7 protein-coding genes and 1 pseudogene are annotated in these 13,234 nt (G+C 39.4%); 3 read left to right on the top strand and 5 right to left on the bottom strand.

All coding sequences use genetic code 11. The features are described 5' to 3' along the window. Positions 1-1,353: 1,353 nt before the first annotated feature. The 3 genes from ABD036_RS00555 to ABD036_RS00545 all read right to left on the bottom strand — a co-directional run bounded on the left by ABD036_RS00555 (position 1,354) and on the right by ABD036_RS00545 (position 8,119). A complete protein-coding gene (locus ABD036_RS00555) occupies positions 1,354-5,454 on the bottom strand; it encodes an EAL domain-containing protein (protein ID WP_343855615.1) in 4,101 nt (1,366 codons plus the stop codon). A 261-nt stretch (positions 5,455-5,715) separates the two neighbouring features. Next, positions 5,716-6,780, bottom strand: coding sequence for a YcbK family protein (locus ABD036_RS00550; protein WP_343855614.1), 1,065 nt, complete (start codon positions 6,778-6,780; stop codon positions 5,716-5,718). Further along, a complete protein-coding gene (locus tag ABD036_RS00545) occupies positions 6,770-8,119 on the bottom strand; it encodes a L,D-transpeptidase family protein (RefSeq protein WP_343855613.1) in 1,350 nt (449 codons plus the stop codon). Before ABD036_RS00545 ends, ABD036_RS00550 begins: the two co-directional genes overlap by 11 nt. Positions 8,120-8,673: 554 nt before the next feature. Between ABD036_RS00545 and ABD036_RS00540 the strand changes: the two genes are divergently transcribed. From ABD036_RS00540 to ABD036_RS00530, 3 genes are all read left to right on the top strand, one after another. Next, entirely contained in the window at positions 8,674-9,465 is a 792-nt protein-coding gene (locus tag ABD036_RS00540) for a DUF1206 domain-containing protein (RefSeq protein WP_343855612.1), read from the top strand. 89 nt (positions 9,466-9,554) lie between these two features. After that, positions 9,555-10,712: an AI-2E family transporter gene (locus ABD036_RS00535; protein WP_343855611.1), complete on the top strand. Its 1,158-nt coding sequence runs from the start codon at positions 9,555-9,557 to the stop codon at positions 10,710-10,712. Between the two features lie 358 nt (positions 10,713-11,070). Then, positions 11,071-11,454, top strand: a complete 384-nt coding sequence (locus tag ABD036_RS00530; RefSeq protein ID WP_343855610.1) for a diacylglycerol kinase — start codon at positions 11,071-11,073, stop codon at positions 11,452-11,454. A gap of 49 nt (positions 11,455-11,503) precedes the next feature. On the opposite strand, the pseudogene ABD036_RS00525 reads toward ABD036_RS00530, so the two are convergent. Together ABD036_RS00525 and ABD036_RS19165 are read right to left on the bottom strand one after the other, a co-directional pair. After that, positions 11,504-11,768, bottom strand: a pseudogene (locus ABD036_RS00525) (Crp/Fnr family transcriptional regulator); the annotation flags it as partial. A 676-nt stretch (positions 11,769-12,444) separates the two neighbouring features. Further along, positions 12,445-12,663 (bottom strand): PAS domain-containing protein, encoded by a 219-nt coding sequence (locus ABD036_RS19165; RefSeq protein ID WP_425542528.1) that lies wholly within the window; start codon positions 12,661-12,663, stop codon positions 12,445-12,447. Between the last annotated feature and the right edge of the window lie 571 nt (positions 12,664-13,234).

The following is a 13,234-nucleotide window of genomic DNA, read 5'->3' as shown; positions in this document are numbered from 1 at the left end:
GCACTCAATTTTCTAATGAAATTGTGCGAATGTCATTGTCAGAAATATAACTAAACACAAAATAGACCAGCCACATAACAAGCACGTGAAATACAGTTAATTGGTAATATCATCCAAATAGGGACAAAGATCTGGCGAGGATACCTAAAGGCATTAAACTTTGTTAATACTGTTTAATCTGCCAACGTGAATAAACTTGTTTCTTAATAGAATTGGAAAACGAAGAGTTTTATATCAAGGGAAATAAAGCTGCTTTTAGAATTTTCTCTGCCAATCTAATTGCTAACTCCCAGAAGAATGAAAGTTGATAAATACTGGTCTAAACCAAAGCACGCTTTACAGGGTATCGAGCTTCGACTTTATCCTTTTTTATGCTCTCTAGATGAAGTGAGCGGCTATCAAATGGTAATTGAGGCCAGCGAGCAAACACTAGGAACGCGCTGTTAACAAACACAGGTAAATTACGGGTAAGGGATACCCAAACCCTTTAGACGTGCATAAGCACGTAGCGCAGGCGAGAAAACTATCTTATAAGTTACCGCAGACGTTGAAAACAATACCTGATTTAACATAATATACATTATGCGAATATCTATATTTAGGTAGATGAGGGGCCTTCTACGCTCTTTTGAGTCTGTAGTACCGTGGTGTTTTGCCAATCAAAAGCGTCTAACGTTTTGTAAGTTAGTTAGCTTTAATATGCACATCTATTTAAAGGCTATAAGTTTAAAATTTGTCTTTAGCATTTATGCGGATGAATTTGACTGAATCGCCCCCCATGCTCTAGATACTTTTCTAGTCGTTCTTGATTTTGTTATTTGCGAAGGTATAGAAATTACCGCTCTAGCTTTCTGAATATTGGAACGACGATTGTTATTTCATTTTGTTTTTGTCTTATTAACCGAATAGCGTGAGTTGTCCTGATTTGCGGTAAAATGTGCGCAAGGAAAATTCGTTTATTAGTTTATGTTCGTCTAGTTTCGACATGAATATGTATTACTAATTGATATTTGAATTTATGGGATTTTTAATGAGGGTTGGTGTTGCTCGATCGGTTGAGAGTTGTGGCCAAAGGATTATCCTCAACTTATGTGTATTTCATTAGTATGTGAATCTGAGTAAACGTAAACGAGAATTAATCGTGCTTGAGAAGAGTCATGAGATGTATAAAACAGAAAGTTAACATCGCTCAAGCAAGATACATATTCAGGATAAAACATTGTGGCTATTACAAAAAGCTTTTGGTTATTGCTTATAAGCAGTCGCAACTCTAGGATCATATTGTGATCATTTTAAAAGGGATAACGTCCCTACCCGTCAGCTCCAGCGATTTTGGGTATTGAAAAATTAAAGTTAACTAATTTTTATTTCCGAAACTGGCTTAGGTTTAGCATATAAAAAGCCTTGGTATTCTTCGCATTTCACTTCACTCAAAAACTCAAGTTGAGCTTGTTGTTCTATACCTTCAGCTACTACTTTCAAGTCTAAGCTGTGTGCCATGTTGATAATAGAGGTACACAAACGAACTGACTTTAACGAATCAGGAATAAGGTTAATGAAAGAACGGTCGATTTTGAGTGTATCAATGGGCAATTGTTGTAAGTAGGATAAAGAGGAATATCCTGTACCAAAGTCATCAAGTGCAATTCTTACTCCGATTTTCTTGAGTTTTAAAAGAATGTTTCGGGTGAGTTCTATGTTTTTAATTAAGGTACTTTCGGTAATCTCAAGTTCTAAACATGCCGCGGGGAGTTTTGACTTCGCTAACGCCTCTTTAACACTTCCGACTAAATCGGATTGCTGGAATTGCAGCGCCGCGATGTTTATTGAAACAAAGCCACGCCAACCTTGTTGATACCATTTAGCTCCTTGATTGCAGCCATTCAACAATACCCAATTGCCTATTTCTAAGATCTGACCCGTTTCTTCCGCGATTGGAATAAACTCGCCAGGAGAAACTAAACCGCGCTCAGGATGGTGCCAGCGAATTAACGCCTCATATCCTTGCTCACTATTGTCTGCTACAGATATACGAGGTTGATAAAAGATTTCAAACTGATCTTTTTCAAGAGCGAACTTTAATTCATTTTCGATGCTTAATCGTTGCATAAACAAAGCATTCATTTCGGCGTTATAAAACTGAAAGTGCTTTTTACCGCTTCGTTTAGCTTCGTACATTGCGAAATCTGCATGTTTAAGAAGTTCAGATGGTACCTGTGTATTGTCTGGGTAAATCGCTACTCCGACACTGGCAGTTGTTACTACCTGCACGTCATTTAACATATATGGCTTTGCAATTTCTGCCAGCAAACGATGGAGAGTTGGCAACACCTCGTCTGTGGTTTCTAGTCTTTCAATAATAATGGCAAATTCATCACCACCTAATCGAGAACATCTATCGATGCTGCGTAAACTATTTTTAAGACGACTAGAGACAGCTTGTAACAGTTGGTCACCAACCGAGTGCCCTAAAACATCGTTGACTTGCTTGAAAGCATCTAAGTCTAGATATAGTAATGCGACTTTTTCGTCAAAACGCTTTGCCGTTTCAATTGAGTGGTTAAGATGGTGTTGAAACAAAGTACGATTAGGTAAACCGGTTAGCTGATCGTAATCGGCCAAATAGCGCAGTTGTTTTTCTGTTTGCTTAATGTCATCGATGCTCTTACGAGTACCAGCAATAACCAACGGCTCTCCGTGTTCATCAAACTCAACAATACGACCGCGAGAAAGCACCCAGGCCCACTGACTAGAATCTTTATTGAGCATTCTAAATTGTGCCTCGTAATAATCTTCTTCGCCTTTAAGATAGCGATTAATCTTATCTTGGGTTTGTTCTTGGTCGTCAGGATGGATGCTTGACATCATCACGTCAAAATCAATCACTTCCTCTTCGCTTAAACTTTCAAATATTGAATTGTCGGTGTTATAGAGCTGATTGGTTTTAATATTCCATCGCCACAACACATCACCGCTACCCCACAAGACATCCCTTAGTCTGGCTTCGCTTTGTTTTATTGCATTCATGCTTTCGAGTTCGATGAGTCGCTTATTCTTTTGCGCTCGAATAACCAGTAATAACAGTAATGTGACGCTCAGAGCATAAACGAGGTAAGCCCAATAACTGAGATAAAATGGCGGATGCATTATAATATCAAGCGATGCAACGTGCGGGCTCCACAAACCGTCGCGATTAGTTCCTTGCACTTTAAGTTGATATTCACCTGCTGGAAGGTGGGTATAATAAGCCTTGTTTTCAGTTCCTGGGTAAAGCCATTCTTTATCCTTGCCTTGGAGTTTATAGCGATACTGGTTGAGCTCTGCGCTAGCAAAATCAAAGCTAGCAAATTCAAATGTGACTAAGGTATCCATAGGATTAAGTTCAACCAGCTGATTATTAACCAGAGGAGTAAAATCTGCCAGAGGTCTGTGAAGTAGAGATACGCCTGTGATAACCACCTGAGGTTGGTAATCGTTAATCATCAACATATCAGTATGAAAGCGCCGTAATCTGGAATCACCAACATATACAACCTGATCATCACCTAGCTTCAAGGCGCCTTCTCTATAGCCTCGTTCATTAGCATTAAGCACCGAATAGGTTTTTACTTGGTTCGTCTGAGTATCCAATGAACCTAAGTGCTTATTGGTTGTGAACCAAATTGTCTCTTGGTCATTTGAACTTAAATTATGGATCCTATTGGAGGGTAATCCTTGCTTCATCGTTATGACGGTTATTTCCGGATTCCCCGTTTTACTGGTGTCTATCTTATTGATCCCACCGTTTTCCGTGGCAGCCCAAATAACCCCCATATCAGTTTCAATTAGTGAGTATATATGATTGTCTGAAAGACGATTCGTATCTTCATTAGTTGAGTAAGCCACCACATTTTTGGTTTTTAAATCTATCTGAAATACACCCGTCGTGCTGCCAAGCCACAAATCTCCATTTTTAGCCAACAGCACACTGATAAAATATTCAACATCAGCAGTAGCTTTACTTTGAGATGCGTCAAACACTAATTGTTGTTCACCACTGAAGGGGTTTAACAGAAATACAGAGTCGTCTAACCCCGTTACGTAAAACCATTCGTCAGATTTTGCCACTATTGAATAGTAAGCGGCTTCAAAGTCCTTACTGGTATCGGTGTGTAGCGTTCTAAAATGCGTAAATTCGCCAGTTTCGATATTTAGGAAATCGACACCATTATTGGTACCAGCAAGTAAATGATTATCCCCAACCAATTGCAATGCCCATACAGGCCCTGGAGTGATACTCTTAGAATCATCTGGATCATGATAAAAATGGGTAATGAGATTATCTTGCATAGACCATTTTTCGATGCCATTTTCAGTGCCGATCCAAACGTCATTATTGGCTGATTCTTCAATTGAAAATATCATGCCATTTCCGATGCTGCTCTTATCGCCAGGGATATACGTCAGGGTTTGCATACTAAAATTAATCGGATCAAAGGTTGCAGCACCTGTAATAGTTGCAATCCAAATTAATCCAGAACTATCTGCAAAAATCTTTTCTATATACTTATTCGGTAGTGAATTTTTATCTTCTTGGCGATAAAAACCATGGAAAGCTGTTCCGTTTTTGGGATCATAAACACTTAATCCTTGATCCCAATAGCCGAACCATATCTTTTTATCCTCATCTTCAAATAAGCTCCATATTTCATCTGAGTGGAGCTCTAATTCAGGTGAATTATCCTTCGTTAAGTTTGAAAATGTATCCGCAGTGCTGTCATATTGATAAAGGCCGTTACCATGGGTTCCAATTAAAATTTGATTGTCGTGCTTTATTATCCCGGAGGTAATATTGTTTGTTCCGACATCCCCTTTGATACGTTCGAAATGGCTAGTTTTTAGGTTTATTTGATACAGGCCTGCATTAGTACCAAACCACATTGTGTGTTCATTTGGCTGTAGGAACATTCTGGCCGTTCCAATCAAAGAATCTGTCTGATTACTCAACTCTTTTTCAGTAAAGTGTGTAAATTGATTGGATTCTACATTAAGCCGCGAAGCCCCTTTTAGGGTACCAAACCACAGGTTTTTTTGAGCGTCTTCAGTGATAACACGAACATTATCATCAATTAAACTATTAGAGTTTTGCGGATCGTGGGATATTCGTTGAAGTGTACTCGTCGTAACTGTAAGTTTGTATAAGCCTAATGAGGTCGCAAACCAAAGATTAGCGTTTGAATCTTCAAAAGCAGTATAAACATTTGCATTCAACGGTGAAATTTCAGGGGCATTTTTAACATTGAACTCGATAAATCGATTGCCATCAAATAACCGCGCACCAGAGGTGGTACTGAACAACATAAACCCCTGACGTATTTGCGCTATGTGATTAATATGCGGCGCAGGAAGCTGGTTGTTTTGTGATAAATGCTTAAACCTAAGCTCACGAGCATCCAAAGAGTTTATAAAAACCATTAGAAAAACAATAAAAAAGCTCTTTATTAATAGATGCACGTTATCCCCGAAGGATTAAGTAGTCTGTTGGCAACATCGCGTCACACTACCGGATTGAAGTGAGATGACTGGCAGTTTAAACATAACATGTTGATAAGTATAGATAGAAATCTTACCTAGGTAGTCTTTCTTTTAAATAATTTAGTTAGCAGTGTTAGCTTAGGTTAATTGGATCAACAAGCTAACTTGTTCAGATTACTTTGACTAGCTACACCACTATCCTCATTGGCTCCATCGCGCTTTAATCCCCCGCGTATCGACATGCACAAATCCGCCGCGGTGAGACTTAGGTCCATAAACGCCCAATCCACCAATTAAACCTCGGTAAGCTTCTCTTTTTGACACAGATTCAATAATACTGGCCATATACTCAGCGTCTTTTTTATCTTTTCTTCCGTCCTTATTGATATCATCCATTCGATAGTCGCCGTCATTATCAATAAATATGTCAGCGGCATCACCAAATACATGGCGACTGAATTTAACGTTGCCAATCGCCTTATTATATTGGGGGGTACGATAGCCACTCATAACCACCATTTTGTCGATTTCTACTCCCTTTAAAATCATTTCTTGCCTTATCACTTCAAGTTTTAACAGCAATTTATTCTGTAAATATAGATATTTGGGATAATTACTTCTTTGCTTACTAACAAACTCCTTAAGGGTGAAATTCGGTGAAACCTTAACATTTTTATTTTTTTCTGATACTTCAATAAATCCGTCTGGCACTATATATAAATCCTTATTTTTAATTTCATCCTGAGTTGGATAATGTCCAATCTGGAAGTAATTTAAACTTCCTCCCTCTACTTGTTCAGCGGGGACTTTAACAAACGCATTGATAATTACTTTTTCAGAACTGTTATCGGCAGCCTCAATTACCAAAGGATAGTGACCAGGTTGTTCACTGGCAGTCCATTTCCAACGGTTAGTAAATAATGATTTGGAATTTTTGCGAGTATCATTAAATTGATAACCCACTTTAGATTGAGAGAATAGTATTTCAAACTCTACCGACTCACCTGGCATGACAAATACTGAAAATATAGAATACGGCACCACAATATCGTTAATTTTCAAACTATAACTGGCTTCAGGCAGCGCGTTTGGGTTGTCAATAACCACCGCAGGGTGAGCGGGTTCTGTCTGTTGTGCAACTAATGACGTCACGTTTAATCCACATGCAGCGGTAAATAACCAAGACGTTAATGCGCTATATCTAAGTAATTGCTTGACATAAGGTACCTTGAACTCAAATTCGCAAGACATAATATTAATTCCCATTCTGAATGTTTCCTAAATCGGCAGGCTCATTAGCAAGTGGGTTGATAAAGTTGCTATAGATCTCAGGACCGGCTTCAAGCTTAGCTAGCGGCGCCGAATCACGATCATAAATGTCACGTCTAAAGTTTACCTGATCAGTTTCATCTACCCACGCAGTCCAATAAACAAGGTGGATTGGTAGTGGCTTCTCTAAGTAAAATGTTTGAGTTTTGCCGCTTTGACGCACTTCTTCTATCGTATCTAACAGTTTTTGTCTGTTTGTGTGCCGAGCAATAGACTGCGCTAGTGAAAATGGTTGTTCCATTCTAATACAACCATGAGAAGCCGCTCTCAAGGGGCGTTCGAACCAGTTTTTAGCGGGCGTATCGTGAACATAAATTGCCTCTTTATTTGGAAATAAATATTTAATTTCTCCAAGAGGATTTTCTTCTCCTGCGCGTTTAACTAAAAAGTAATCAAAATCATAGGGCGTCACTTCTTGCCAATTAATTTGATTAGGATCGATAGTTTCAGTATCGACGTAACTGTCTTTACGTATTTCAATATCGGCTTTTTCAAAATAGTCAGGATCTTTTGCAGCTTTGGGCGCTATTTCCTTCGTTGCGATAGAAAGTGGAATTTTCCAAGTGGGGTTGATGACAAACTTTTCGATCACGTCACTCATAGATGGCGTTTGCCAGTAAGGTTTACCTACCACGACCTTGTTTTTTAAACGCACCGTCCCGCGATCAACGTAGCGTAGTCTAAATTCAGGAATGTTTACGTAAACGTATTCTTCGTCACTTATCCCTGGGAAAGCCGAAATTCGGTTAAGATTCACAACCAGCTGTTTAAGGCGTTGTTCAACTGGCACATTCAGTTGGGTGAGAGTTTCAGGGCCAACTATACCGTCAACTTTCAAGCCATGTCGCTGTTGAAAGCGTTTGACGGCTGTTTCAACATGACGGTCAAATACACATCGGTGATTTTTCCTTGTAAAAGAGTTCGGCTCAGCGATGACGCATTCATTGAAGTTGATATCGTTAGTCGCGGCAAGTCTTGTTATCAATTGATGGACATCTATTCCTACATCATTCTTTTTGAGTATCCGGGATAATTCCAACGTACCCCATCCCCCGGCATCCTTAATGTGCAAGTGATTGAGGATGGCACTTTGCATTTTCACTAGTAAAGTCGCCGAATTGCTCTCAATCCCTTCATAGGTAGAAACTTGATCAAGAGCCAATTTGTTCTGAAGCGAAACAACATTTGCTTGCGCCCCCCAGACGAAAATTAAAGCAAAACTGAGTAACACATTAACGAAAGCTGTTCTTTTCGATCTACCACTTGAATTACACATTGTTTTTAAACACCTTGTTCAAATTGTCTCATTATGTGATGTAAAAATTGAATAACCGATTAGACATAATGTAAGCACAGGTGATGCCAAACTTAGTTACTCGCCTCAAGCTAAGTAGTGACGTGACTAGCAGGGAAAATCCATTGTGTTTATTAGCGTAATCAACACAGAGGGATTACGCATTTTTACACAGAGACTGGGAAAATATAGGACACAGACAATTTCTTTTCGTTATTAAATGCGTTCAAAACAGTAAATTTAGGCAAGAGCGATCAGGTAGCCCTCTTTATTTTGAAGCGTTCGATTAATAACCTGCTGAGCTTTACCGAGCCTAAAATTAAGTTTTATAGAGTCATTGGGATTGCGCCGTAGGGCTTAAGCTAATCTACCTCACACACATATCAAGCAAAATTGCTGACACCCGAGTTAAATAATGTTTCTTCGCTAATAGCGAGCGCGTTTCAATTGTTAAAAATAACAGCTCAATGAATAAGTCTTTATAAATGGCGCGTACTTTGCACTGTTCCCAATTAATTAGTTAACAGTGAAATCTTATGAACAAAAAAAATGTTATTCGTATCATCGCTAGAATTGGTTACGCCGCCAAATGCATCGTGTATTGTATCCTTGGCATACTAACAATTTATGTCGCCTTTAGTGCCGCAAGCACTGAACAAGTTAGCAAAAAATCAGTCTTTCAAGAAATACTAACCTCCCCTTTCGGCTCGGTATCTTTAAGCGCTGTGATCCTTGGTTTCGGTTGTTACGTTATCTGGCGGTTGGCACAAGGCATGACTAACCCAGACCATTTGGACATGCTGAAAGTGAAAGATGTTTTGATGAGAATATTTTACTTTTTCTCTGCTATAGCTTATGCCTCAGCAGCCTATATTGCGTTTACCGTTTTGACCGGTGACTCAGAGGGACAAAGCGACAAAAAGCAACAATTAGGAAGCAGTATAATGCAAGAAACTTGGGGCTTAGCATTAGCGGCTGCAATCGGCATCGTAATTATCGTTTTTGCAATTATTCAATTCAAACATACTTTTAAAGGCGACTTTATGGATAAATTTGTTAGTGGTATGTCGCAATTTGAAGGTCAATTAGCTAATTTTTTGGGTAGAGCTGGCTTTGCTGGTCGTGGCATTGTCTATCTAATGGTAGGAGGATTTTTAATAAGTTCGTCACTAACCCAAAACTACGAAAAAGCAGGGGGATTAACCAAAGCGATCGATACCTTAATTACACAACCCTTTGGACCTTGGCTGGTTGGTTTAATTGGCTTAGGGTTAATTAGTTTTGGTGTTTTCTGTGGCTTTGAAGGACGTTATAGGAAAACCAGCTAACTCTGAGCCAGTTCTACAAAAGCAATCGAAAGTAACGCTTCCCGTTTGCCTTAAAGCTAACGATGCTTAACCTAATTGGGGTATAACAAATGAAGGAAAACCCGCTATTACATCGACGTGATGACTTTAAGGTTAAGACCCGTGATATCAGAGCCGTAAGGTTATTAAGCGTGTTGGTCGGGCTGGCAACTTTATATACGTTCTATTATGCTCAAACGCTCCTTGTCCCTGCGGTATTCTCGGTTTTAGTCGCGTTATTACTGAGTCCTTTAGTAAGCAGGCTAGAAACCGTACATGTGCCTAGAACAATCTCGTCGATTGTGTTGCTAATGTTATTAGTCATGCCCTTTTCGTTTCTTGGAGCCGAGTTATCAGAGCCCATTCAGCGCTGGATGAAATTAATTCCTCAGCTTTCGTTACAAGTAACTGAACACATTAATGAGATCAGTGATGTATTTGAAGAAGTTGAACATAAGTCGCTTGAAGACGCCGATAAGGGATCTAAAACGGCATTAGAAACGCTGATTGAAAATGATCCTCGCGACCAATCTAATTTAACTCAACAAAGCGCTGTAGAGCAAAAGCTAAAACAAAGTGGGGTGGAAGTCGTCGCGTCACTACTGACTGGTGCCCCAATCTTTTTAGCTCAATTACTGGGGAGCTTCATTTTAATTTTATTTCTGATTATATTCGGCCCTCCTCTGTTCAAAGTGTTTATAAACGATTTCCCGATCGTCAAGAATAAACACCGAGCAAAGCTTCTAATAAAAAGTATTCAACACGCACTGTCGAAATATATTGCCACTATAAGCCTTATAAACTCAGGTTTGGGCATTGTTACAGCAATGGCTCTGGCTGCATTTGGCGTGAGGGATGCATTACTATGGGGGGCTCTTGTTGGATTGTTAAATTTTGTTCCTTATGTTGGCTCTGTTACCAGTTTAGCCATACTCTGTTTTGTTGGCTTCGTTCAATTTGGTATAACCGCCATCGCATTTCTACCCAGTTGCATATTCTTATTACTAAATATTATTGAATCACAAATAGTCACTCCGGCCGTGTTAGGCAATACCATGCGGGTAAACCCACTGATCATAATTGTCTGGTTGCTACTTTCAGGCTGGATTTGGGGCGTATTGGGCGTGTTACTGGCGGTGCCCATTTTAGTGTGTATTAAACTCGTTATCGAACAAATGGAAGTTTTTCCGCATTGGTTAAAGTTAATCGAAGCCAAAGATGATGACTGAGGCTCAAAACTAGACACAAAATATAACTAAAAAACGTTTTTATTGTACCGATTCTCTTGTGAATAATGTGATGCGTTTTTAAAGTCGGTTGCCCTACCCTTAGTAATCTCATAACGTAAAATCTAACCTATGTTATTACTGTCACGCGACATTCAATCAACATCGTCCCCATTGGATTTCAAGTACGCTAATGCCAATCACGTCACCTTGATGTTTACGCCATATCCGGCAGCGCATGAGGTTTCACCGCAGTAGTATTTACAAAGACAAAAAATGGTAACCATTCTATATGACTCGCCCTTTCAAAATAGCTAAACTGCCATTGTGTTATTAATAACAATAAAATTAGGATAAAAGCGTGTCTAATAGAAAGTATCCAAAAAATGGTCTGGGATTTAGCCGTTTGTATAACGCGACAGCCTATTCCTTCAAAGGTTTTCAAGCTGCATGGGTGTACGAGTCCGCGTTTCGCCAAGAGGTTGTTATTGGATTTTTACTCTTACCTATTAGTTTTTTTATAGCAGAATCAACTAATCATTGGATTTTGTTGTTCGCTAGTCTGTTATTCGTACTGTTTGCTGAGATTTTTAATTCAGCAATTGAGGCGGTGGCGGATGCAGTAACGCTTGAACATCACGATATGATTGGTCGAGCTAAAGATTTAGGCTCATCAGGTGTGTTTATCGCACTGATCTTTTTAGTGATTGTTTGGGGAGACGCATTAGTACGTGTTTTGATTTAAACCGTTAGGTATTTAACATCAGTTCACAAACGATCCTAGGTACTTTACATTATGAACCATAGGTTCCTAACCTTTCGATTTCACTTTCAACCACCGCGTCACATTTGTAACACAAGGCTTCTAATTTAGCTCCATCGATAATGGTTATGTGGCCCCTTTTGTAAGTAATTACGCCCAACTTTTGAAACTTACCGGCGGCTTCAGTCACGCCTTCTCTTTTCACTCCAAGCATATTGGCGATCAATTCTTCAGTCATTGTCAACATATTGATCGTGAGTCGTTCAAGAGAGAGTAATCTCACGACACAACTGTTGACCTGCACAGCCATATTCAGCTAACTGTATTTTTAACTAGGAGCATCACCCCTTGTCACTTTCAGTCGAATGCAGTTCTGTTGTAGTTCAACTGTCTCTAAATTAAAATTCCGATAATTGCTCATCGCTGCAGTCACTAAGGTTTTTGGCCAATGCGGACTGACAAGTAATGGCTCTGGCATTGGCTTTTTAAAATCGTAATTAATTCTGCGTTTAACCATTTCAATCATTTGATGTACTGATCATAGCAAAGTAATGCCCCATGGCATTATGGATTGCCAAAATATCGATGCTTATAATAACGATATGTGCGTTACCGAATATAGATAACAGATGTTGCATAGTGCCCCTAGGTAATTGAGTTGCCAATAAAAATAGAAATTTAATTCATACTACTGCGCTAATTTTTTAGTAAAAAATCATATAAAAGGGAGCTAATCAATCGGTCTCAATAATATCGTGAAGTTAGTCGCTGCAGTCAGTTAAATTACAGGTGTTGACCTATAGTATCTTTTTGCTGACTTAAGCCCTGAAAATTACGAATATGACCGTGTACGTTTCGTTGTTCTTTGATAAATGCGCCAGTCATCCGAATCCAGCACGTCGCATCGTTTTAACTGACTATGCGAACATCAGTACAAAAAACAGATCGTCCTTGTACTGCATCTCTCCATTCTCATGCTAATCGCGGCTTATCGAGTGAGTGTATTTGAGCAGCCCAAAGATTGCCTAACGATTGCTCTGCACTATACCCTGTTATGTCTTTATAAGCTGGGTTTGTATAGCTAATATTTCCAAATAAATCTGAGACCATGATTCCAATTGGTAGAGCATTGCCATTAGCATAGATCGTTGCATCACTGATGTCTTGGGTTTTGACTGCCTCCGCGAGCAAAACCTTGTATCCATTAACGCGCTTAATCTAATTGTGACTCCGTCTTTTCCCATCTATAAAATCGAACGCGCCTCGCGTCATCGTCTCTGCTGTAATCTCTTTATCGTTACACCGCAAAATAATAATCACATTGGGTGCTTGCATCTGTCCTTAAAGAGTACATCCCCCTTGTTGTGCAGGTGGCGTCTAACATGCCCGCGTTGCCAATTAACCCATTTCTAAGGAATGGTTGTTTATCATTTCACCGACTAATGAAATAAAAGCAGTGACCGTAAAATAACCCTATGCGATGGGGCATCAGGTCGTCTGCGTAATGCCGGCACTAGTGTTTCCAAAGGCCTCTCACTGGGCGCTGTTTAAAAAGCTATCTCCGTGCGCTATGCCGCTTCGCAGTTCGAGTCTAAGTAATTGTTACGTTCAAGGGCCTTAATTTCTAATTCACCGTCTTATTGCTTTTCTTAGACACTTATTTATCTAAGTTACATCCTAGCGCTAAGCTCTGCCCAAAAAGCATAGTTAACCTTGTCGAAACGAAACACCTTGTATGTAAGCTTTAGCTCAGTTAAAAAAG

Origin of the sequence: Aliiglaciecola litoralis (assembly GCF_039523355.1) — a bacterium.
In the GTDB taxonomy this organism is placed as follows: Bacteria; Pseudomonadota; Gammaproteobacteria; order Enterobacterales; family Alteromonadaceae; genus Aliiglaciecola; species Aliiglaciecola litoralis.
This window is presented reverse-complemented; position numbering and strand designations above follow the sequence as displayed.